The organism is Nocardioides hankookensis (assembly GCF_042658885.1).
Lineage (GTDB): Bacteria > Actinomycetota > Actinomycetes > Propionibacteriales > Nocardioidaceae > Nocardioides > Nocardioides hankookensis.
Genome location: NZ_JBHSRJ010000002.1, coordinates 387,047 through 406,807 on the forward strand (window position 1 = coordinate 387,047; position 19,761 = coordinate 406,807).

At 72.1% G+C, this 19,761-nt stretch carries 26 protein-coding genes; 17 read left to right on the forward strand and 9 right to left on the reverse strand.

The window, feature by feature from the left end:
* Nucleotides 1-82 precede the first annotated feature (82 nt).
* The 5 genes from ACFPYL_RS04765 to ACFPYL_RS04785 all read left to right on the forward strand — a co-directional run bounded on the left by ACFPYL_RS04765 (nucleotide 83) and on the right by ACFPYL_RS04785 (nucleotide 4,872).
* Nucleotides 83-1,078, forward strand: coding sequence for a hypothetical protein (locus tag ACFPYL_RS04765; protein ID WP_379150948.1), 996 nt, complete (start codon nucleotides 83-85; stop codon nucleotides 1,076-1,078).
* Nucleotides 1,079-1,231: 153 nt separating this feature from the next.
* A complete protein-coding gene (locus ACFPYL_RS04770; RefSeq protein WP_379150950.1) occupies nucleotides 1,232-2,443 on the forward strand; it encodes a class I SAM-dependent methyltransferase in 1,212 nt (403 codons plus the stop codon).
* Nucleotides 2,443-3,390: a hypothetical protein gene (locus ACFPYL_RS04775; protein ID WP_379150953.1), complete on the forward strand. Its 948-nt coding sequence runs from the start codon at nucleotides 2,443-2,445 to the stop codon at nucleotides 3,388-3,390. The genes ACFPYL_RS04770 and ACFPYL_RS04775 overlap by 1 nt, the downstream gene beginning before the upstream one ends.
* Nucleotides 3,374-4,378 (forward strand): DNA topoisomerase IB, encoded by a 1,005-nt coding sequence (locus tag ACFPYL_RS04780; RefSeq protein ID WP_379150956.1) that lies wholly within the window; start codon nucleotides 3,374-3,376, stop codon nucleotides 4,376-4,378. The genes ACFPYL_RS04775 and ACFPYL_RS04780 overlap by 17 nt, the downstream gene beginning before the upstream one ends.
* Nucleotides 4,375-4,872, forward strand: a complete 498-nt coding sequence (locus ACFPYL_RS04785) for an O-acetyl-ADP-ribose deacetylase (RefSeq protein WP_379151173.1) — start codon at nucleotides 4,375-4,377, stop codon at nucleotides 4,870-4,872. Before ACFPYL_RS04780 ends, ACFPYL_RS04785 begins: the two co-directional genes overlap by 4 nt.
* Here ACFPYL_RS04785 and ACFPYL_RS04790 read toward each other — a convergent pair.
* Nucleotides 4,869-5,075: a helix-turn-helix domain-containing protein gene (locus ACFPYL_RS04790; RefSeq protein WP_379150959.1), complete on the reverse strand. Its 207-nt coding sequence runs from the start codon at nucleotides 5,073-5,075 to the stop codon at nucleotides 4,869-4,871. The two genes, ACFPYL_RS04785 and ACFPYL_RS04790, sit on opposite strands and share 4 nt — an antisense overlap.
* Nucleotides 5,075-5,554: a DUF2975 domain-containing protein gene (locus ACFPYL_RS04795; protein WP_379150962.1), complete on the reverse strand. Its 480-nt coding sequence runs from the start codon at nucleotides 5,552-5,554 to the stop codon at nucleotides 5,075-5,077. Before ACFPYL_RS04795 ends, ACFPYL_RS04790 begins: the two co-directional genes overlap by 1 nt.
* A gap of 149 nt (nucleotides 5,555-5,703) precedes the next feature.
* Between ACFPYL_RS04795 and ACFPYL_RS04800 the strand changes: the two genes are divergently transcribed.
* A complete protein-coding gene (locus ACFPYL_RS04800; protein ID WP_379150965.1) occupies nucleotides 5,704-6,123 on the forward strand; it encodes a YciI family protein in 420 nt (139 codons plus the stop codon).
* Complete coding sequence (locus ACFPYL_RS04805; RefSeq protein ID WP_379150968.1) at nucleotides 6,120-7,367, forward strand: RNA polymerase sigma factor; 1,248 nt, start codon at nucleotides 6,120-6,122, stop codon at nucleotides 7,365-7,367. Before ACFPYL_RS04800 ends, ACFPYL_RS04805 begins: the two co-directional genes overlap by 4 nt.
* Here the strand turns inward: ACFPYL_RS04805 and ACFPYL_RS04810 are convergent.
* Both ACFPYL_RS04810 and ACFPYL_RS04815 read right to left on the reverse strand, forming a co-directional pair.
* Nucleotides 7,358-7,744, reverse strand: coding sequence for a (R)-mandelonitrile lyase (locus ACFPYL_RS04810; protein WP_379150971.1), 387 nt, complete (start codon nucleotides 7,742-7,744; stop codon nucleotides 7,358-7,360). The genes ACFPYL_RS04805 and ACFPYL_RS04810 overlap by 10 nt on opposite strands.
* 8 nt (nucleotides 7,745-7,752) lie before the next feature.
* Nucleotides 7,753-8,622, reverse strand: coding sequence for a helix-turn-helix transcriptional regulator (locus tag ACFPYL_RS04815; RefSeq protein ID WP_379150974.1), 870 nt, complete (start codon nucleotides 8,620-8,622; stop codon nucleotides 7,753-7,755).
* A gap of 101 nt (nucleotides 8,623-8,723) precedes the next feature.
* Between ACFPYL_RS04815 and ACFPYL_RS04820 the strand changes: the two genes are divergently transcribed.
* Genes ACFPYL_RS04820 through ACFPYL_RS04845 form a run of 6 tightly spaced genes read left to right on the forward strand, consistent with a single transcriptional unit; the run spans nucleotide 8,724 to nucleotide 13,375 of the window.
* Nucleotides 8,724-9,758, forward strand: a complete 1,035-nt coding sequence (locus ACFPYL_RS04820; RefSeq protein WP_379150977.1) for an alcohol dehydrogenase catalytic domain-containing protein — start codon at nucleotides 8,724-8,726, stop codon at nucleotides 9,756-9,758.
* Nucleotides 9,755-11,176, forward strand: a complete 1,422-nt coding sequence (locus ACFPYL_RS04825) for an MFS transporter (protein ID WP_379150980.1) — start codon at nucleotides 9,755-9,757, stop codon at nucleotides 11,174-11,176. Before ACFPYL_RS04820 ends, ACFPYL_RS04825 begins: the two co-directional genes overlap by 4 nt.
* A complete protein-coding gene (locus ACFPYL_RS04830) occupies nucleotides 11,173-11,718 on the forward strand; it encodes an aldo/keto reductase (RefSeq protein WP_379150983.1) in 546 nt (181 codons plus the stop codon). Before ACFPYL_RS04825 ends, ACFPYL_RS04830 begins: the two co-directional genes overlap by 4 nt.
* Nucleotides 11,685-12,050 (forward strand): aldo/keto reductase, encoded by a 366-nt coding sequence (locus ACFPYL_RS04835; protein ID WP_379150986.1) that lies wholly within the window; start codon nucleotides 11,685-11,687, stop codon nucleotides 12,048-12,050. Before ACFPYL_RS04830 ends, ACFPYL_RS04835 begins: the two co-directional genes overlap by 34 nt.
* 33 nt (nucleotides 12,051-12,083) lie before the next feature.
* Nucleotides 12,084-12,665: a dienelactone hydrolase family protein gene (locus ACFPYL_RS04840; protein WP_379150989.1), complete on the forward strand. Its 582-nt coding sequence runs from the start codon at nucleotides 12,084-12,086 to the stop codon at nucleotides 12,663-12,665.
* A gap of 38 nt (nucleotides 12,666-12,703) precedes the next feature.
* Entirely contained in the window at nucleotides 12,704-13,375 is a 672-nt protein-coding gene (locus ACFPYL_RS04845; RefSeq protein ID WP_379150992.1) for an alpha/beta fold hydrolase, read from the forward strand.
* On the opposite strand, the gene uppS is transcribed toward ACFPYL_RS04845, so the two are convergent.
* Together uppS and serC are read right to left on the reverse strand one after the other, a co-directional pair.
* The gene (gene uppS, locus ACFPYL_RS04850) at nucleotides 13,362-14,066 is read right to left on the reverse strand and encodes a polyprenyl diphosphate synthase (RefSeq protein WP_379150995.1); all 705 of its coding nucleotides are present in this window, start codon (nucleotides 14,064-14,066) and stop codon (nucleotides 13,362-13,364) included. The genes ACFPYL_RS04845 and uppS overlap by 14 nt on opposite strands.
* Nucleotides 14,067-14,071: 5 nt before the next feature.
* Nucleotides 14,072-15,196 carry a phosphoserine transaminase gene (gene serC, locus ACFPYL_RS04855; RefSeq protein ID WP_379150998.1) on the reverse strand — a complete coding sequence of 375 codons (1,125 nt, stop codon included), beginning with the start codon at nucleotides 15,194-15,196 and terminating at the stop codon, nucleotides 14,072-14,074.
* A gap of 58 nt (nucleotides 15,197-15,254) precedes the next feature.
* Here serC and ACFPYL_RS04860 point away from each other — a divergent pair, with 58 nt between their 5' ends.
* Nucleotides 15,255-15,743, forward strand: a complete 489-nt coding sequence (locus ACFPYL_RS04860) for a GNAT family N-acetyltransferase (RefSeq protein ID WP_379151001.1) — start codon at nucleotides 15,255-15,257, stop codon at nucleotides 15,741-15,743.
* Here ACFPYL_RS04860 and ACFPYL_RS04865 read toward each other — a convergent pair.
* Entirely contained in the window at nucleotides 15,713-16,309 is a 597-nt protein-coding gene (locus ACFPYL_RS04865) for a class I SAM-dependent methyltransferase (RefSeq protein WP_379151004.1), read from the reverse strand. The genes ACFPYL_RS04860 and ACFPYL_RS04865 overlap by 31 nt on opposite strands.
* Nucleotides 16,310-16,332: 23 nt before the next feature.
* Here ACFPYL_RS04865 and ACFPYL_RS04870 point away from each other — a divergent pair, with 23 nt between their 5' ends.
* From ACFPYL_RS04870 to ACFPYL_RS04880, 3 genes are read left to right on the forward strand one after another with little or no spacing between them, the layout of a single operon-like run.
* Nucleotides 16,333-16,926: a hypothetical protein gene (locus ACFPYL_RS04870; RefSeq protein WP_379151007.1), complete on the forward strand. Its 594-nt coding sequence runs from the start codon at nucleotides 16,333-16,335 to the stop codon at nucleotides 16,924-16,926.
* A gap of 17 nt (nucleotides 16,927-16,943) precedes the next feature.
* Nucleotides 16,944-17,510, forward strand: coding sequence for a hypothetical protein (locus tag ACFPYL_RS04875; RefSeq protein WP_379151010.1), 567 nt, complete (start codon nucleotides 16,944-16,946; stop codon nucleotides 17,508-17,510).
* A 16-nt stretch (nucleotides 17,511-17,526) separates the two neighbouring features.
* Complete coding sequence (locus ACFPYL_RS04880) at nucleotides 17,527-17,769, forward strand: nuclear transport factor 2 family protein (RefSeq protein ID WP_379151013.1); 243 nt, start codon at nucleotides 17,527-17,529, stop codon at nucleotides 17,767-17,769.
* Here ACFPYL_RS04880 and ACFPYL_RS04885 read toward each other — a convergent pair whose 3' ends face one another.
* Entirely contained in the window at nucleotides 17,770-18,621 is an 852-nt protein-coding gene (locus ACFPYL_RS04885) for an SDR family NAD(P)-dependent oxidoreductase (protein ID WP_379151015.1), read from the reverse strand.
* Nucleotides 18,618-19,724 carry a citrate synthase 2 gene (locus ACFPYL_RS04890; RefSeq protein ID WP_379151018.1) on the reverse strand — a complete coding sequence of 369 codons (1,107 nt, stop codon included), beginning with the start codon at nucleotides 19,722-19,724 and terminating at the stop codon, nucleotides 18,618-18,620. Before ACFPYL_RS04890 ends, ACFPYL_RS04885 begins: the two co-directional genes overlap by 4 nt.
* Nucleotides 19,725-19,761: the final 37 nt, after the last annotated feature.

A 19,761-nucleotide genomic window follows, 5' to 3' on the forward strand; every position in this document is an offset into this window, starting at 1 on the left:
GTTCCCTGCGCGTTATGGATGCATGGGAGCGTCGAAACATGCCTGGCGGTCGTCGCGGCTGACTCTGGTCGGCGTTCTTCTGGTGGCAACCGTGCTGCTGGGCTTGGCGCGCATCCTGACCTTCAAGTACGAGCTGCTCTACGGAGAAGCCAACGAGCGGAACGCCAACGTCGTCCTCGCCGCGGCGATCCTCATCACGGGCGTGGCGCTGGCGTCCGCCTACAGACGACAGGACGCGCCGAACGAGAACTCGTCGAACTACGGCAGCAGTGTGCTTCTCGTGGGTGGTGCGCTGGCCGCTGCCGTGGCTGCCGTCGGCGTAGTTCAGCTGGTTCTGCCCGCGACGCCGTACGTCGCGGCCGCCCCGGCCTGCCCAGGAGTTCCGGTCGTGGGTGCCCGCTTTCTCGCTCAAACACAGGTCGGAGGGGTCAACGCGCGGTCAGGCCCCGGGACTGACTTCCCGCAGGTCAACAGATTCCCCGGCAGCTGCACGCTCGGGTTCGACGGTTATTGCATCGGCATGCCGATCGCGGACAAGAAGACGGACAGCCTCGATACCCGGTGGCTGCTCGTCCACGATCGCGACTACCTCATCTCTTCGGCAAAGCTCCTGGATCAAGCGGCGCTGAGCGACCTCGGAAGCAAGCCGCACTCGCGATGTGAGGACCTAGGGGGAACGGCGCAGCCCGGCACTCCTGACTTCACGGCAACCATCACGTCGACGGTCGCGGCAGCCCTGACCGTCGAATCAGCGAACGCCACGCTCATCGGATACGCCGTCCGGGTCTTTGCTCCGATCGACGGCTACGAGTACTCCGCTATCAGCGTGAACTCACGTTCGGACGGGTTCGATGGCGAGTGGGCTGCATCGAGTGCAGCGGCTGTGTTGCCCAACGGGACCGGAAGAGCCGAGCTCGCCGCTGCCAGTTGTTTGGCGGTCGACGACCCGAGCGGCGACCCGGCGGTCTATCTGGCATCGTTCGAGAGGGGCAAGCTCGTTGAACTCGCGCCGACGCCGCCGGAGTCCGAGGACGACGGTCGGCGGCTTGCTACTGCTGCTTGCTCCGGACCTCCCTAGACTTGCCTTCGTGACGCCACCGAACGCAGGCGATGCAGGTCGCCGAGCGCTTCGCTCCTAGAATTCAGGTGTGAATCCCCGGCACCGTCGTCTCGTCATCCCGATCGCGCTGGCGGCACTCCTGCTGGTCGTCGTGATCGCGGCGGTGGTCTGATGTCCGAGCCCCAGCCCTTGCTCCGCGAGCTCAACCGCCTGAGGTCCTACCTGCTCGACCCCGCCGTGCTGGTCAAGGCGGTCGCCTCGGGACGGCGCAAGGGCGAGCAGCCCACCTGGCGGCGCGCCGAGCTGCGCTACGTCGACCTCAAGGCCGGGCGGCACCTGCAGATCACGACGTACGACCAGACCCAGGCGTTCACCGAGAACCATGCCGTGGGCGACGCGGCGCGCGACGCCGTCGACGCGCTGCTCGACGAGCCGTACGGCGAGTGGCACGTCGACACGGTCACCCAGAGCCACCAGCTGCGGGTGACGTCGAAGCTCGCGGCGACCGTGCGCACCACGGACCGGTCCGCCCCGGTCGAGGCGACGCGTGGCCACGACAAGGCGAAGCAGCGGCTGCTGCCGGAGGACGACCCGGTCTTCATCGTCCTCGGCATCTCCGACGACGAGGGGCGGATCAAGCCGAGCCGGCAGGCGAAGTACCGCCAGGTCGAGGAGTTCCTGCGGCTGCTCGACTCGTCGATCACCGAGGCGATCGACAAGGGCCACCTGCGCCGGCCGACCGTCGAGGAGCCGCTGCGGATCGTCGACCTCGGCTGCGGCAACGCCTACCTGACGTTCGCCGCCGAGCGCTTCCTGACCGGCGTCCGCAAGCTGCCGGTGCGGCTGACGGGCGTGGACGTCAAGGAGCAGTCTCGCGAGCACAACAGCTCGGTCGCGCGGGAGCTCGGCGTCGAGGCGGACTTCGTGGTCGGCACCATCGGCGGCGTCGAGCTGGACCCGGCGCCCGAGGTCGTCCTCGCCCTGCACGCCTGCGACACCGCGACCGACGAGGCCCTCGCGCAGGCGGTCGGCTGGGGCGCGCAGCTGGTGCTCGCCGCGCCCTGCTGCCACCACGACATCGCGGCCCAGATCCGCAAGGCGCCGACCCCCGCGCCGTACGCCATGCTCACCCGGCACGGCATCCTCCGCGAGCGCCTCGCGGACACCCTGACCGACGGGCTGCGGGCGTCGCTGATGCGGCTCCAGGGCTACCGGGTCGACGTCGTGCAGTTCGTCGAGAGCCAGCACACCCCGCGCAACACCATGCTCCGCGCGGTGCGCACGGGCGGTCCGGTGAAGGGTGGGTCGGTCCGCAAGGAGTACGACGAGCTCGTCACCGCCTGGGGCCTGCACCCCAAGCTGGCCGAGCTCCTCGACGTCTGATGCTCGACCGCGTCCTCGGTGCGGCGGCCGCGCTGTCCCTCGTGCTGGGGACGGCGGCGGCCCCGAGCGGACCGAAGGCGAAGGTCGAGCTGACCTTCCAGGACCCCGAGATCGTCGAGTCCAGCGGGCTGGTCGCCGACGGCGACCTCTTCGTCACCGTCAACGACTCCGGCGACAGCGGCCGGGTGTTCGCCGTCGCCCGCACGGGCCGGACCGTCGGCGTGACGTCGTGGGCCGACGAGCCCGTCGACGACGAGTCGCTCGCGCCGGCGGGCCCGGGCGAGGTGTGGGTCGGGGACACCGGCGACAACAGCCGCGCACGCGACTCGATCACCGTGCGACGGGTGCCGTACGGCGTCGGTGACCGCGAGGTCACGCCCGCGACGTACCAGCTCGTCTACCCGGACCGCGCCCACGACGCCGAGACCCTGATGGCGAACCCCCGGACCGGTCAGCTCTTCGTGGTCTCCAAGGACATCTTCGGCGGCACGACGTACGCCGCCCCGCGGAGGCTGTCGGCCGACCACCCCAACGAGCTGAAGGCGGTCGCCGACGGCTTCACCTTCGCGACCGACGGGTCCTTCTTCCCCGACGGCAAGCACTACGTCGTCCGCGGCTACACGAACGCCACGGTCTACTCCTTCCCCGACCACGAGCCGCTCGCCTCGTTCCCGCTGCCGACCCAGGACCAGGGCGAGGGGATCTCGGTCGGTCCGGACGACCAGCTCTACCTGAGCACCGAGGGCCAGTTCACCGACGTGCTGCGGATGCGGCTCCCGAAGGACGTCGCCGCGGCGATGAAGCCGCCTCAGCCGGCTGCCGCCGTCGAGAGCGAGCCGACGCCCCAGGAGCAGCAGCAGCCGGTCTGGCCCTGGTTGGTCGGCGGCGGGATCGCGTTTGTCGTCGGTGGCGGGTGGCTACTGCTCCGTCGTGGTCAGGCTTCGTAGGACGTCTCCCGACCAGCCCGGCTGGACCCGTCGCCGGGCCGGCCGCGGCTTCGTCTACCTCGACGAGCAGGGCGACCGGCTGCCCGAGGAGGACGCGCAGCGCGTCCGCGACCTCGTGATCCCACCGGCGTGGACGGACGTCTGGGTCACGCCGTACGAGAACGGCCACCTGCAGGCCGTCGGCACCGACGACGCGGGGCGGCGCCAGTACCTCTACCACCCGGACTGGCGCACCCGGCGGGACGCGGAGAAGTTCGACCGGATGCTGGAGTTCGGCAAGGCGTTGACCAAGGCGCGCGAGCTCGTCATCGCCGACCTCGGCCGCGAGGGGATGCCGCTCGAACGGGCGTGCGCCGTCGCCGTACGACTGCTCGACCTGGGCTACTTCCGGATCGGCAACGACGTGTACGCCGACGAGAACGGTTCGTTCGGGCTGACCACCCTGGAGCGGCGGCACGTGCGCCGGCGTCAGGACCGGCTGGTCTTCGCCTTCGTCGGCAAGTCCGGGGTCGAGCACGAGATCGAGATCGACGACGCCGTCGTCATCGCCGCGGTCGAGATCATGCGGCGCCGGCGCGGCTCCGACCTGCGGCTGCTGTCCTACAAGGACGGTCGGTCGTGGCGCTCGGTGCTGCCGGCGCTGGTCAACGAGTACGTGCGGCAGTCGACGGGTCTCGAGGCGACCGCCAAGGACTTCCGCACCTGGCACGCCACCGTGCTCGCGGCAGCCGCGCTGGCCGAGACGCCCGAGCCCGGCGAGACCAAGGCCTCGCGCAAGCGTGCCGTCGCCGGCGCGATGAAGGAGGTCGCGTCGTTCCTCGGGAACACGCCGACGCTGGCGCGCTCGTCGTACGTCGACCCGCGCGTCATCGACGCCTACGAGGAGGGCCGCACCATCGAGCGCGCGACGTCGCGCCGGTATGACACGGTGGACGAGCGGCAGGCCGCGCTGGAGCGGGCGACGCTGAGGCTGATCAAGGAGAGCTGATGGAGGTCACCGCGGTCCAGGGCGACATCACCCGGCAGGACGTCGACGCGGTGGTCAACGCCGCCAACAACGCGATGCGCGGCGGTGGTGGTGTCGACGGCGCGATCCACCGGGCGGGCGGGCCGGCGATCCTCGAGGACTGTGTACGCCGATTCCCCGCCGGCCTCGCGACCGGCGACGCCGGCTGGACGACCGCCGGTGACCTGCCCGCGCAGTGGGTGATCCACGTCGTCGGCCCCAACCGCAACGCCGGCGAGACCGACCGTGCCCTGCTGCTCTCCTGCTACTCGCGCGCGCTCGCCGTCGCCGACGAGCTGGGCGCCGGGTCCGTGGCCTTCCCGCTCGTCTCCGCCGGCGTCTACGGCTGGCCCAAGGACGACGCGATCGCCTGCGCGCTCGAGGTCTTCCGCTCGGCGACGACCTCGGTCACCGAGGCGCGGATCGTCGCCTTCGATGCCGCGACGTACGAGCTGGTGCGCGCGGCGCTGGGCTAGTCCTCGACCCACTCGAGCAGGTCGCCGGGCTGGCACTCGAGCACGCGACACATCGCCTCCAGGGTGCTGAAGCGCACCGCCTTGGCGCGGCCGTTCTTGAGGACGGCGACGTTGGCGGGGGTGAGGCCGACCCGCTCGGCGAACTCGCCGACGCTCATCTTCTGCTTGGCCAGCTGCACGTCGATGCGGACGACGATCGCCATCAGATGACCGCGTCCATGTCGGTGCGCAGCGTGGTCGCCTGGCGCAGCAGGGCCCGCATCACCACCATGAGCAGCCCGAGCACGGTGCCGCTGACCAGCACCAGCAGGAGGAGCATCGGCGCACCGGGGTCGTCGGCGTGGAATCCGACCCAGAGGAACATCGCGAGCACCACCAGCCAGGCGGCCCCGATGGCGCCGAGGATGACGTCGACCCAGCGCAGCGCGTCCGGCGTGAAGATCCGGTCCGCGGACACCAGGCTGAGGAGCTTCCAGGTCGCGACCACGACGACCTGCACGCAGAGCACCAGGAACACCGCGATGCCGGTCAGGACCCAGCGCGCGTCAGCGTCCTCGGGGTGCTGCTCGGCCTGGTAGCGGAACTGTCCCGGCAGGGACAGGGTCTGGAAGACCAGCAGCACCCCGAAGAGGACGACGAGGCAGATCCGGAGGGGCAGGACGGCCCGCTTCTCCCATGTCATGGATCGATGGTCGCTCGATATCTATCGAAAATCAATAGATTTCAAGAGTCTCGTCGGACCGCGTCGATCTGCGGCCCGCGCCGTTCGTCTGCTGGGTGAGAGGGTCGGACGGCGATCCCTCCGAAAGTCAGACCGATGAAGGCGGAGCTATGAAATACATGCTGATCATGCGGGGCAACGACGAGGCCGTGGCGTCCTTCGCGGACGTCGACTTCGAGGAGATGCTCGAGGCGATGGGTCGCTTCAACGACGAGCTCGCGTCCTCCGGGGTGCTGGTGGCGGCCGAGGGCCTGGACGACGCCGAGCAGGGCGTCGTCGTGGACTACTCGTCGACGCCACCGGTCGTCACCGACGGGCCGTACGGCGAGACGAAGGAGCTGTTCGGCGGCTACTACATCCTCGATGTCGCCTCCAAGGAGGAGGCGGTCGAGTGGGCGAAGCGGCTGCCGATGACCCGGCCGGGCATCAAGACGGAGATCCGGCGGGTGCCGAGCATCGACGAGTTCCCCCAGGACAACCCGTGGATCCAGAAGGAGCGTGCCTGGCGGGAGGCCAACGGCCAGCTGTGAGCGCCCCCGCCGCGAGCCGGGAGGCCGTCGAGGCCGTGTGGCGGATCGAGTCCGCCCACATCGTCGGCACCCTGGCCCGGTGGTGCGGCGACTTCGCGACGGCCGAGGACGTCGCCCAGGAGGCGCTGGCGGCCGCGCTGGTCACCTGGCCGCGCGACGGCGTACCCGCGAACCCCGCGGGGTGGCTGCTCACGACCGCCCGCCGGCGCGCGATCGACGCGTTCCGGCGGCGGTCGGCCCTCGACGAGCGGTACGCCGACATCGCGCACCGCACCGACGAGGCCGAGGACCTCGACTGGGACCCCGACCGCATCGAGGACGACCTGCTCGCACTGATGTTCATCGCGTGCCACCCGGCGCTGTCGCGGGAGTCGCAGGTCGCGCTGACCCTCCGGGTGGTCGGCGGTCTGACGAGTGACGAGATCGCGCGCGGCTTCCTCGTGCCTACGGCGACGGTGCAGGCCCGGATCACCCGGGCGAAGAAGACGCTCGCGGCCGCCCGGGTCCCGTTCGAGGTGCCCCCACCGGAGGAGCGCCGCGAGCGGCTCGGGTCGGTGCTCAGCGTGATCTACCTGATCTTCACCGAGGGCTCCACGGCCACCGCCGGGTCGGCGCTGATCCGGGTCGACCTGGCGCGCGAGGCGATCCGGCAGGCGCGGATGCTGGCCCGGCTGATGCCGGAGCCGGAGACCTTCGGACTGCTCGCGCTGCTCGAGCTCACGGCCGCGCGCTTCCCCGCTCGGACCGACTCCGACGGCGACCCGGTCCTGCTCGAGGACCAGGACCGCCGGCGCTGGGACCTGTCGGCGATCCGGCGCGGACGCGGAGCGCTGGAGGTGGCCGGCAAGGCCGGCCGCGGCCTCGGCGCGTACGGCGTACAAGCCGCGATCGCCGAGTGCCACGCCGTCGCGCCCTCGGTGGACGAGACGGACTGGAGCCGCATCGTCGTGCTCTACGAGGCCCTCGGCCGACTCGCGCCGTCGCCGGTCGTCGACCTCAACCGCGCGGTCGCCGTGTCGATGGCCGACGGTCCGGCCACAGCGCTCCCGATCGTCGACGACCTCGTCGCCGCCGGGGCGCTCGCCGGCACGCACCTGCTGCCCACCGTCCGCGGCGAGCTGCTGACCCGGCTCGGGCGCACCGAGGAGACGCGTGCCGAGCTGGAGGACGCCGTACGACTGTGCGGCAACGACGCCGAGCGCCGGGTCCTGGAGCGCAAGATCGAGGCGCTCGGTCAGGGCTGAGCGGCGGCGTACTCCTCGCCGGTCACCTGAGCACCCCAGGTCGCGTCGTCGTCCTCCCACATGGCGAGGTGCGACATGAACCGGTCGGACACGGCGCCGTGCCAGTGCTCCTCGCCCGGCGGCGTCCAGACGGTGTCGCCGGGTCGTACGACGACGACCTGGTCGCGGGTCGCGACGATGCCGACGCCCTCGGTGACGTGGAGCGTCTGGCCCAGGCTGTGGCTGTGCCACGCGGTCCGCGCGCCGGGCGCGAAGCGGACGGTGTTGACGCGCATCCGCGACGGCGCCTCGCCGCGGCAGATCACGTCGAAGTGGACGGTGCCGGTGAACATCTCGGCAGGTCCCTGCGTGGTGGGCGGGTCGGTCAGGACCTCCATGGTGCTCCTCAGAGGGTGGTGGGGACGTCGGCCCAGCTCGCCAGCAGGGCGAGCGCCTGCTGCTCGGGCGAGTCGGGCTCGGGTGTGTAGACGTTGAGACGCAGGCCCGGGTCCGCCGCGAGGTCCATCGCCTCGTAGGGCAGGGCCAGGTCGCCGACCACCGGGTGGCGCAGGTGCTTGACGCCCGATCGGTGGAAGCCGACGTCGTGGCGGGCCCAGCGCACGGCGAAGTCGTCGCTGCGGGTCGTCAGCTCGCCCACCATGTCGGTGAGGACCCGGTCGTGCGGGGAGCGGCCGGTCTCGGAGCGCAGGAAGCTCACCGAGTCGTCGGCGACCCGGTCCCAGTCGGGCCAGAAGTCCCGGGCCGCCGGGTCGAGGAAGAGGAAGCGGGCGGTGTTGACCGGCCCGCGCTGGGCGAAGAGCGGCGACTCGAAGACAGGGGAGTAGAGCGCCCGCCCGAGCAGGTTCGCGCCGAGGACGTCGAACCGGCCGTTGCGGACGTACGCCGGCGTGCCGGGCATCGCGTCCAGCACCCGGAGGATGCTCGGCCGCACCCGGCCGGGCGCGGGCGGCGTACGCCGTCGGCCACCGGACGAGGCGCGGGCCAGGTCGTAGAGGTGGGCGCGCTCGGCGTCGTCGAGCTGCAGCGCCGAGGCCAGCGACTCGAGCACGGCCTCGGAGGCGCCGCCCAGGTTGCCCCGCTCGAGCCGCACGTAGTAGTCGACGCTCATCCCCGCGAGCAGGGCGACCTCCTCGCGACGGAGTCCCGGCACCCGGCGATGGGCGCCGCCGTACACCGGAAGGCCGGCGGCCTCCGGCGTGAGCCGGTTGCGGCGGGTCACCAGGAAGTCCCGGACCTGGGCGCTGACGTCGCTCATGAGCTCGACGGTACGTCGGTGGTCGGAGGCGTGGGAGGTACTGCCGTTACCTGGAACGACAGTGACTCCCGCGCACCCGACCCACGACGTTTGCTGGTCCCATGCGAGCCACTCTCATCTACGGTGCCGGCGACGTCCGCGTCGAGAACGTGCCGGACCCGACCATCAAGGAACCGACCGACGCGCTGGTCCGGATCACGTCCGCGTGCATCTGCGGCAGCGACCTCCACCCCTACGGCTCGAAGGAGGCCGGCGCTCCCGCGACCATCGGCCACGAGTTCATCGGCGTCGTCGAGGCGGTCGGCGCCGACGTCACGAGCGTGCGGGCCGGCGACGTCGTCATCGCGCCGTTCGCCTGGTCCGACGGGACCTGCGTCTTCTGCCGGGAGGGCCTCCAGCCGTCCTGCCTGCACGGCGGCTTCTGGAACTCCGGCGACGTCACCGGCGGCCAGGCCGAGGCGGTCCGCGTGCCGCTGGCCGACGGCACGCTGGTGCCCGTCCCCGTCGGTGCGGACGACGCGCTGATCCCCTCCCTCCTCACCCTCTCCGACGTCTACGGCACCGGCCACCACGCCGCGGTCAAGGGCGGCGTCGGCCCGCGCACGACGGTGACGGTGATCGGCGACGGCGCGGTCGGCCTGCTGGCGGTCATGGCCTCGAGGCGCCTCGGCGCCGAGCAGATCGTCCTGATGGGGCGGCACGCCTCCCGCACCGACCTCGGTCGCGAGTTCGGCGCCACCGAGGTGGTGGCCGAGCGCGGCGAGGAGGGCATCGCGAGGGTCCGCGACCTCACCGGCGGCCACGGCACCCACGTCGTGATCGAGGCCGTCGGCCACATGCCGGCCTACGAGCAGGCGTACGGCGTGGTCCGTCCCGGCGGGGTGATCAGTCGGGTCGGGGTGCCGCAGTACGAGAGCGCACCGGTCGGCTTCGGCAGCATCTTCGGTCTCAACATCGCGTTGACCGGCGGCCCGGCCCCGGCGCGGGCGTACATCGAGGAGCTGTTGCCCGACATCCTCGACGGCACGCTCGAGCCCGGGAGGGTCTTCGACCGGACGGTCGACCTCGACGGGGTACCCGCGGGCTACCGGGCGATGGCCGACCGGGAGGCGCTCAAGGTGCTGGTCCGGCCGTGACCACTGACCGTCCCGCGCACCCGCGCGCGGTGCTCGCGATCATCCTCGCGGCGTACTGCATGATCCTGCTCGACAACTCGGTGATCTTCACCGGCCTGCCGAGCATCCGCACCGGCATGGACCTGACCACGGCCGAGCTCTCGTGGGTGCAGAACGCCTACACGCTCGTCTTCGGCGGCCTGCTCCTGCTGGGCGCGCGGGCAGGCGACATCGTCGGCCGACGGCGGCTCTTCGTCGTCGGGCTCGTGATCTTCTCGACGGCGTCCTTCCTGATCGGCATCGCGCCGTACGCCGGCTGGCTGATCGCGGCACGGGCGCTCCAGGGCGTCGGTGCGGCGATCGTCGCACCCGCGTCGCTCTCGCTGCTGACCGCGCACTTCCACGGGGACGAGCGGTCCCGGGCCGTCGCGTGGTACGCCGCCACCGCCGGTGTCGGCGCCAGCCTCGGGCTCGTGCTCGGCGGAGCGTTGGCCGACCTGGTCTCGTGGCGGGCCGGGTTCTTCGTCAACGTGCCGATCGGGGTCGCGATGGTGGTCGCGGCGCGGCGCTACCTCGACGAGACGCCACGCAGCGCCGCGCGCTTCGACGTACCCGGGGCGCTGCTGGCCACCGCGGGCGCGGGAACCCTGGTCTACGCCCTCGTCACCTCGGCCGAGGCCGGGTGGACGTCGCCGCGGATCCTCGGCGCGCTGGGAGTCTCGGTCGTCCTCATCACCGCGCTGGTGGGGAACGAGTCACGTGCCGGGCAACCGATCATGCCCCTGCGGCTGTTCGCGAGCCGGGAGCGCAGCGGCGCCTACCTCGCCCGCATGCTCTACCTCGGCGCCATGATCGGCTTCTTCTTCTTCACGACCCAGTACCTCCAGGGCGTGCTGGGGTGGACGCCGCTCCAGGCCGGGCTGGGCTTCCTGCCGATGACGGCGGTGAACTTCGCGGTCGCCATGGCGGTGCCGCGCCTGAGCGCGCACCTCACCACCAGCCGGCTGCTGGTCGTCGGGACCGCTGTCACGGCGGTCGGCATGGCGTGGCTGAGCAGCGTCGCCCCGGGGGACACCTTCTTGTGGGGCATCGGCCTGCCCATGGTGCTGATCGGGGGCGGGCAGGGGCTGGCGTTCGCGCCACTCACGTCGGCCGGGATCGCCGGGGTCGACGCCCGCGACGCCGGCGCGGCGTCCGGCCTCGTCAACACCGCACACCAGCTCGGCAGCGCGCTCGGCCTCGCCGTGCTGGTCACGATCGCCGCGGCGGGTGCCGACCTCGCCGACGAGGTCAGGGCCGCGCTCACCGGGAGCGCGGTCCTGCTCGGGTTGGCGCTGCTCGTAGCGTTGGCCCTGGTGGTCCCCGGAGAGCGGCGTCGCGTCGCCGTCGAGCACGCCCGGTCCGACTCCACCCCCAGTCCCCAGGAGGCACTGCGATGAACACCTACACCCTCAACAACGGCGTCGAGATCCCCGCCCTCGGCTTCGGCGTCTTCCAGACCCCGCCCGACGAGACCCGGGACGCCGTGCGCGCGGCCCTCGGCGCCGGCTACCGGCACGTCGACACGGCCGCGGCGTACGGCAACGAGCGCGGCGTCGGCGAGGCGGTGCAGGCGTCCGGCGTCGACCGGTCCGAGGTCTTCCTGGAGACCAAGGTCTGGATCAACGACTACGGGTACGACGAGACGCTGCACGCGTTCGACAAGAGCGCCGGCAAGCTCGGCGTCGACCAGATCGACCTGCTGATCCTGCACCAGGCGTGGCCCGCCGAGTTCGAGCGGACGGTCGGTGCCTACCGCGCGCTCGAGACGCTGCTCGGCGACGGCAAGGTGCGTGCGATCGGGGTCAGCAACTTCATGGTCGAGCACCTCACCCGGTTGCTGGACGTCGCCACCGTGTACCGGCGATCAACCAGATCGAGGTGCACCCCTACTTCCAGCAGCGGGAGGTGCAGGACTTCGGTGCCGAGCACGGCATCCTGACCCAGGCCTGGGCGCCGATCGGCGGCATCACCTTCTACCGCGACAGCGGCCACACCAGCACGCTCGACGACCCGGCGATCGGCGAGATCGCGGCCGCCCACGGCAAGTCGCCGGCCCAGGTGATGCTCCGGTGGGCGCTGCAGCAGGGACGCCAGGTGATCCCGAAGTCCACCAAGCCGGCGCGGATCGCCGAGAACATCGACGTGTTCGACTTCGACCTCACCGCCGAGCAGCTCGCCGCCATCGACGGGCTGGAGACCGGTCGACGCGGTGGCCCGGAGCCGGAGGACGTCACCCTGTCGGCCTTCAGCCGGGAGATCCCCGAGGCCTGACGACTGTCGGACGCCTCGTCTAGCGTGCTGGGTATGGCTGACGTCGTGCTCTTCCACCACATCCAGGGACTCACACCGGGCGTGGTCGCGCTCGCCGACCGGTGGCGTGCCGCCGGGCACACGGTCCACACGCCCGACCTCTACGGCGGGCGCACCTTCGCCTCGATCCAGGACGGTGCCGCGTTCTCCCAGGGAGAGGGTGCGCCCGACCTCGACACCCTCGCCGACGAGGCGGTCGCCGGACTGCCGGCCGGGCTCGTGTACGCCGGGATCTCGTCGGGCGTGATGCAGGCGCAGCGGCTCGCGCAGACCCGACCCGGTGCCGCCGGCGCGGTGCTCTGCGAGTCCTGCCTGCCGATCAGCGGTGAGTGGGCGATCGGCCCGTGGCCGGACGGCGTGCCGGTGCAGGTGCACGGCATGGACGCCGACGAGTTCTTCGCGGGCGAGGGCGACATCGACGCCGCCCGCGAGCTGGTCGCCTCGACCGCCGACGGGGAGCTCTTCGTCTACGCCGGCGATCAGCACCTCTTCGAGGACAGCTCGCTCCCGTCGTACGACGCGGCGGCGACCGACCTGCTCAGCGAGCGGGTGCTCGGCCTGCTCGCCCGCGTCTGACCGATGAGTCGAGGGCCCGGGGCCGGTCAGCACCGGGCATGACGACCTTCCTGCTCGTGCCCGGCGCCGGTGGTGACGGCTGGTTCTGGGAGCGGCTGGTCGCCGCGCTCGCGGAGCGCGGCCACCGCGGCATCGCGGTCACCCTGCCCGGACCCGACGAGTCGGCCGGCCTGGCGGCGTACGCCGACGTGATCGTCGAGGCCGGCCGCGACGCGGGTCCGGTCGTGCTCGTGGCGCAGTCGATGGGCGGTTTCAGCGCGCCGCTGGCCGTGGACCGTCTCGACGTCGAGCGGATCGCGCTGATCAACGCGATGGTCCCGGCGCCCGGCGAGACCGCCGGCTCCTGGTGGGAGACCGTGGGTCAGGGCGAGGCGGCCGCGGCCGCCGCCCGTCGTGACGGCCGACCCGAGGAGTTCGACGTCGAGCGCGACTTCTTCCACGACGTACCTCCCGCGGTCACGCGCGAGCTCTTCTCCCGACCCGCCCGCGACGAGGTCGAGCGCGCCTTCGCCGACCCCTGGCCGCTCGACGCGTGGCCCGACGTGCCCACGGTCGGGCTCGCCGGTGCCGACGACCGGCTCTTCCCGCCCGACCTCCAGCAGCGCGTCGCGCGCGACCGCCTCGGCATCAAGCTCGACGTGGTGCCCGGCGGTCACCTGGTCGCGCTGGCCGACCCGGACGTCGTCGCCGATTGGCTCACAGGCGTCTGACCCGCCGCGCCGCGAAGTCGGCCAGGGCGTGGTCGAGGTCGCGCTCGGTGAACGCCGGCCACATCCGGGGACTGACGTGGATCTCGGCGTGCTGGCTCTGCCAGGGGAAGAAGCCGGAGATGCGCTGCTCGCCACTGGTGCGGATCACCAGGTCGATCTCCTTGACCGGTCCGCCCGGCAGGGCATCGGTGATCGCGTCGCTCAGCGCGTCGCTGTCGAGGTCGCCGCCGCCGGCCGCGACGGCGGCCCGGATGCCGGCGACGATGTCGGCACGCGGGTCGTAGCCGATGGCCAGCGTCAGGTGGCCAGGTCGGGTGACGGTCTCGGCGACAGCCGCCTCGAGCGCCGTGCGCGTCGCCGGCGGCAGCAGGCCGAGGTCGCCGCTCACGTGGAGGCGCCAGTACGTCGACGACCGGACCTGCTCCGGCACCACGGTCCGGAGCAGTCGGAAGAGGTGGTCGACCTCGTCGCCGGCCCGCTTGCGGATGTTGTCGGCCGACAGCACGTAGACGGTCGCGTGCTCGATGCCCCGGCGTTCCAGCCAGCCGAGGAAGTCGCCCAGGTGCTCGGCCCCCGCGCGGTGCCCGACGCTGACGTCGAGGTGTCCGGCTGCCCGCGCCCACCGGCGGTTGCCGTCCATGATCAGGCCGACGTGCCGCGGGAGTGCGTCTGGTCGGCGGGCGGTGATCATGTCGCTCAGAGCCGCTCGATGACCCAGTCGATGCAGTGCGTGAGCGCCTCGACGTCGGCCGGGTCGACGGCGGGGTACATCGCGATCCGGAGCTGGTTGCGGCCCAGCTTGCGGTAGGGCTCGGTGTCGACGATCCCGTTGGCGCGCAGCACGGCGGCGATGCGGGCGGCGTCGATCGTCTCCTCGAAGTCGATGGTGCCGATGACCAGCGAGCGGTGGTCCGGGTCGGCGACGTACGGGAAGGCGTACGGCGACTTCTCCGCCCAGGTGTAGAGCGCGTCCGAGGACGCGGTCGTGCGCGCGACCATGCCGTCGAGTCCGCCGGAGGCGTTCATCCAGTCCAGCTGCTCGGCCATCAGGAAGAGCGTGGCGACCGCCGGGGTGTTGTAGGTCTGGTTGAGGGCCGAGTTCGAGATCGCGGTCGGCAGGTCGAAGAACGCCGGGACGTGACGACCCGACGCCGCGATCGACGCCGCCCGCTCGAGTGCCGCGGGGGAGAAGAGCGCGAGCCAGAGGCCGCCGTCGGACGCGAAGCTCTTCTGCGGCGCGAAGTAGTAGACGTCCGTCTCCCTGACGTCGACCGGGAGACCGCCGGCGCCGGACGTGGCGTCGATCAGGACCAGCGCGTCCGACGCGATGCCCTCCGGTCGCACGACCGGAGCCATCACCGCGGTCGAGGTCTCGTTGTGCGCCCAGGCGTAGACGTCGACGCCGTCCTCGGCGGCGGCCGCCGGCCGGGTGCCGGGCTCGGACTTGATGACCGAGGGGTCGGACAGCCACGGCGCAGCGGCGGCCGCCGAGGCGAACTTCGCCGAGAACTCCCCGAAGGCGAGGTGCTGGCTCTTCTCCGAGATCAGGCCGTACGTCGCCACGTCCCAGAACGCCGTCGCGCCGCCGTTGCCGAGCACCACCTCGTAGCCGTCCGGCAGGGAGAAGAGGTCCGCGAGCCCGGCCCGCACCCGGCCGACGAGGTCGCGCACCGGGGCCTGCCGGTGCGACGTGCCCATCAGGGAGGTGCCCGTCGCGGCGAGGGCGTCGAGGTGCGCCGGCTGGATCTTCGACGGGCCGGCACCGAAGCGGCCGTCGGACGGCAGCAGGTCGGCGGGGATCTGGAGGGCGTCGTCGGTCACGGTCCCTATTCTGTCAGCCGTACCCGTGACCCCCTCCGGACAGACAGATCGTGAGCACGTGACTGAACTCGAGATCCACCGGGTCGGCTACGGCCACCCGGACGCGGTGCGCCTGATCGACGAGGTCCAGGCGGAGTACGTCGTCCGGTACGGCGGCCCCGACGAGACGCCGCTGGACCCGCTGATGTTCGAGCCGCCGGCGGGCAGCTTCTTCGTCGGGTACGTCGATGGCGACCCCGTCGCGACCGGGGCGTGGCGACGGACGAGCCTCGTCGCGCTCGGCTCCGGCGCGACCGCCGAGGTCAAGCGGATGTACGTCGCGACCTCGGCGCGCGGCCGCGGCCTCGCCCGGGTGATGCTCGCGCACCTCGAGACCGACGTGGGACGGCACGGCGTCGAGGTGGTCGTCCTCGAGACCGGGCTGCGCCAGCCCGAGGCGATGGCGCTCTACGAGAGCAGCGGCTACGAGCCGATCCCGCCGTTCGGGTTCTACAAGGATGCGCCGCTCTCGCGCTGCTACGCCAAGCGCCTGCCGACGACGACGTAGCGCTCGTCGCTGATCGGGCGGCCCCAGTACGCCGGGTCGTCGAGCTGACGGGTCTCGGCGGCGAGCCCCGCGCCCTCCACCAGCGCCACGGTCTCGGCGGACGTCAGGCCGGCTCCGGTCGACCAGCTGCCCTCGACCAGCACCAGCCGGCCGTCGGGGACGAGCAGGCGCAGCCAGTGGTCCAGCACGTCGGCCGGTGCGGGCAGCGCCCACAGGACGTGGCGGCACAGCACCACGTCGTACGCCGCCTGGTCGAGCGCCGGGGCTGCGACGTCGCCGACCGTGAAGGTGGTGCCGGGGAACGAGCCGACCTTCGCGGTCGCCCGGCGCACCATCTCGGGGGAGAAGTCGACGCCGTCCACGGCGTACCCGTCCTCGGCCAGCAGCAACGACAGCGTCCCGGTGCCGCAGCCCAGGTCGGCCACCCGGGCCGGCATCGGCGGCAGGAGCGAGCGCAGCAGGCTTCGCCAGGCGTCGCGCACCAGGGGGTCGTGGAGGCCGTGGTCCGGCTCGTCGTCGAAGGTGGCGGCCTGGGCGTCCCAGACCTGGCTGTCCCGAGAGGTCACCCCGCGACTCTAGGCTGGTCGCCATGCTGCTCCCGCCCAAGGTCGCGCACGGGGTCGCCGACGGCTCGGTGACGTTGGCGTTCCGCCGCTGGCGCAGGCAGGACGTCGCGGTCGGCTCGCAGTTCCGCACGGTCGCGGGCGTGGTCCGGGTCGACGAGGTGGGTGTCGTCGACGAGGCGGCGATCACCGACGCCGAGGCCGTCGCCGCCGGCTGGCCCGACGCCGAGCGGCTGCGCCGGCAGCTCGCCAAGGTGGAGGGCGAGGTCGCGACGTACCGCGTGGTGCTGAGCTGGGCCGGTCCGGACCCGCGGGTGGCCCTGCGGGAGAGCGCGGACCTCACCGACGACGACATCGCCACGATCGACGCGAAGCTGGAGCGGCTCGACCGCGCGAGCAGCCATGGCCCGTGGACGATGGTGACCCTCGACATCATCAGGCGGCGCCCGCACACCCGGGCGCCGGACCTCGCGGCCGAGCTGGGCCGCGAGCGCGACCCCTTCAAGATCGACGTCCGCAAGCTGAAGAACCTCGGGCTCACCCGCAGCTTCGACGTCGGCTACGAGGTCTCACCCCGAGGGGTGGTCTACCTCGAAAGGACGACGCGACGACTGGTCTAGACCTATCGTGGTCGATCGTGCGTCTCCTCGTCTCGGCCCTCACCGGCCTCCTGCTCTCGCTCACCCTCCTGGCCCCGGCCGACGCCGCGCGGCCGATCGAGGACTACGCGTCGTACCAGCAGCCCGGCAAGTGCCACCCCAAGCCGTACGCCGGCACGGTCTACCTCGGCCGGTGGATCGCGCGCCACTACGGCGGCGGGTACGTCGGCACCGCGCGCCCGTGCGCGAAGAAGCAGCGTCGGGCGACGTCGGAGCACCAGACCGGGCAGGCGATCGACTGGTCCAACGACGTCGCACGCCGCGGTGACCGGGTGCAGGTCAAGCAGCTCTTCCGCGACCTCTTCGGCCCGGACGCCCGGGGCAACGCCGACGCGCGGGCGCGCCGGATGGGGATCATGTACGTGATCTGGAACGACCAGATGTACCCCGCCTGGAACGAGTTCCGGCCCGAGCCCTACCTGTCGTCGAGCTGCACGTCCACGAAGAAGTGCTCGAAGACGCTGCGGCACCGCAACCACGTGCACATCTCGCTCACCCGCGCCGGGGCCAAGGGGCGCACCAGCTGGTACGACGGTCGCCTGTAGCCGCCAGGATGGGGCCGTGAGCGAACCCGTGATCGAGGCCCCGTCCGCCGCCGGCGTCGAGCAGGCCCTGGCCCTCGCGCGGCGCTGGCTGCCCGCCTTCGACGGCGGCTGGGTCGTGCAGGCGACCGCCGTCGGCACCAACGCGGCCGGAGAGCCGGTGCGGGTGCCCAGCTGCCAGGTCGTCACGCTGCGCGACGGCCGGATCGCGCTCTTCGAGGAGTACGCCGACTCCCGCGCCGCCGAGGCACTCTTCGGCTGACTACGCAGCCGACCGGAGCTCCTTCTTCGCACGCTTGTCCTGGAGCCGGCGCTGCTTGTCGACGAACTTGATCGACGAGCGCTGCACGAAGCCGGGGAAGAACCGGCCCAGCCGCCAGGCGATCCTCGCGGGACGCGGCGTGACCAGCATGGCCTTGTCCTCGGCGACGGTCTCGAGCACCTGCTCGGCGAAGACCGCCGGGTCGAGCGGGTGCCGAACGCCCTGCCCCTTGAGGTAGAAGTCGCGGCCGTGGAACTTCCCGACGTACCCCTTGTCGAGGATCGGGGTGTCGACCGCGGCCGGGCACACGACCGTCACGCCGACGCCCTTCGACGCGGCCTCCGAGCGCAGCGCCAGCGAGAGCCCGACGACCGCGTGCTTCGTCATCACGTACGACGTGATCAGCCCGGCCGCCATCAGCCCGCCCATCGAGGCGGTGTTGACGATCTGTCCCGACCCGCGGGTGACCATGAGCGGGTACGCCGCCGCGACGCCGTGGACGACGCCGCGGATGTTGACGTCGATGATCGCGTTCCACTGCTCGAGGGTGAGGTCCTCGGTCTCGCCGCCGAACGTGATGCCCGCGTTGTTGAAGAGCAGGTCGGGCTGCACCGAGTCGACGAGCGCCTGGACGGCGGCGGCGTCGGTGACGTCGAGCCGCGCGGCGCGTGCCGAGCCGGGGCCGACCATCGAGGTGGCCGCCCGGGACGCGGCCATCTCGTCGAGGTCGGCGCAGACCACGTCCGCGCCGGCAGCGACCAGCGCGCGGGTCAGGGCGACGCCGATGCCCGAGCCGCCTCCGGTGACGATGGCCGTCTTGCCGGCGAAGTGCGCGCCGACGTCGGTCCTCACACGTCCCACTCGGACCGCCACCCCTCGACGTCGGAGGCCGGGCGGGCGGCCGGGCCGGTGTAGATCGCGGACGGCCGGATCAGCCGCCCGGTGGTCTTCTGCTCCAGGATGTGCGCCGACCAGCCGCCGGTGCGGGCGCAGGTGAACATCGACGTGAACATGTTCGCCGGCACCTCAGCGAAGTCGAGCACGATCGCCGCCCAGAACTCCACGTTGGTCTCGAGTACCCGGTCCGGGCGCCGCTCGCGCAGCTCGGCGAGCGCGGCCTGCTCCAGCGCCTCGGCGACCTCGTAGCGCGGCGCGTCGAGCTCGCGCGCCGTACGCCGCAGCACCCGCGCGCGGGGGTCCTCGGCGCGGTAGACGCGGTGGCCGAAGCCCATCAGCCGCTCGCCGCTGTCGAGCAGCTCCTTGACGTACGACGCGGCGTCGCCGTCGCGCCGCTCGACCTCCTCGATCATGCCGAGCACGCGGGAGGGGGCGCCGCCGTGCAGCGGGCCGCTCATCGCGCCGATGGCGCCGGAGAACGCGGCGGCCACGTCGGCGCCGGTCGAGGTGATGACCCGCGCGGTGAAGGTCGAGGCGTTCATGCCGTGCTCGGCGGCCGAGCTCCAGTAGGCGTCGATCGCCTTCACGTGCTTGGGGTCCGCCTCGCCCTTCCAGCGGATCAGGAACTTCTCGGCGAGCGTCTTGCCCTCGTCGACGACCTTCTGCGGGACGACCGGCTGGTTGAGACCGCGGGCCGACTGGGCGGCGTACGACAGCACCATCACGGCGAGCCGGCCGATGTCCTCACGGGCCTGCTCGTCGCTGATGTCGTAGGTCTGGCCGAAGCCGAACGCCGGCGCCAGCATCGCGACCGCGGCCTGCACGTCGACGCGGACGTCGCCGGTGTGCACGGGGAGGTTGTAGGGCTCGGCGGGGGAGAGGCCCGGGGTGTAGGAGCCGTCGATGAGGAGGCCCCAGACGTTCTCGAACGGCACCCGGCCGACGATGTCCTCGATGTCCACGCCGCGGTAGCGCAGCGCCGAGCCCTCCTTGTCCGGCTCCGCGATCTGCGTCTCGAAGGCGACGACGCCCTCCAGTCCGTGGTGCACCTCGGGCATGCCAGCTCCTCGTCCTCGTTGTTGACGCCTGTCAGGC

What these genes read in the sequence shown, in the direction of transcription:
- ACFPYL_RS04770 (WP_379150950.1), top strand. Translation starts at nt 1,232, where the DNA reads ATGTCCGAGCCCCAGCCCTTGCTCCGCGAGCTCAACCGCCTGAGGTCC.
- ACFPYL_RS04775 (WP_379150953.1), top strand. Translation starts at nt 2,443, where the DNA reads ATGCTCGACCGCGTCCTCGGTGCGGCGGCCGCGCTGTCCCTCGTGCTG.
- ACFPYL_RS04790 (WP_379150959.1), bottom strand. Translation starts at nt 5,075, where the DNA reads ATGGCGATCGTCGTCCGCATCGACGTGCAGCTGGCCAAGCAGAAGATG.
- ACFPYL_RS04795 (WP_379150962.1), bottom strand. Translation starts at nt 5,554, where the DNA reads ATGACATGGGAGAAGCGGGCCGTCCTGCCCCTCCGGATCTGCCTCGTC.
- ACFPYL_RS04800 (WP_379150965.1), top strand. Translation starts at nt 5,704, where the DNA reads ATGAAATACATGCTGATCATGCGGGGCAACGACGAGGCCGTGGCGTCC.
- ACFPYL_RS04810 (WP_379150971.1), bottom strand. Translation starts at nt 7,744, where the DNA reads ATGGAGGTCCTGACCGACCCGCCCACCACGCAGGGACCTGCCGAGATG.
- ACFPYL_RS04815 (WP_379150974.1), bottom strand. Translation starts at nt 8,622, where the DNA reads ATGAGCGACGTCAGCGCCCAGGTCCGGGACTTCCTGGTGACCCGCCGC.
- ACFPYL_RS04820 (WP_379150977.1), top strand. Translation starts at nt 8,724, where the DNA reads ATGCGAGCCACTCTCATCTACGGTGCCGGCGACGTCCGCGTCGAGAAC.
- ACFPYL_RS04830 (WP_379150983.1), top strand. Translation starts at nt 11,173, where the DNA reads ATGAACACCTACACCCTCAACAACGGCGTCGAGATCCCCGCCCTCGGC.
- ACFPYL_RS04840 (WP_379150989.1), top strand. Translation starts at nt 12,084, where the DNA reads ATGGCTGACGTCGTGCTCTTCCACCACATCCAGGGACTCACACCGGGC.
- ACFPYL_RS04845 (WP_379150992.1), top strand. Translation starts at nt 12,704, where the DNA reads ATGACGACCTTCCTGCTCGTGCCCGGCGCCGGTGGTGACGGCTGGTTC.
- uppS (WP_379150995.1), bottom strand. Translation starts at nt 14,066, where the DNA reads ATGATCACCGCCCGCCGACCAGACGCACTCCCGCGGCACGTCGGCCTG.
- ACFPYL_RS04870 (WP_379151007.1), top strand. Translation starts at nt 16,333, where the DNA reads ATGCTGCTCCCGCCCAAGGTCGCGCACGGGGTCGCCGACGGCTCGGTG.
- ACFPYL_RS04890 (WP_379151018.1), bottom strand. Translation starts at nt 19,724, where the DNA reads ATGCCCGAGGTGCACCACGGACTGGAGGGCGTCGTCGCCTTCGAGACG.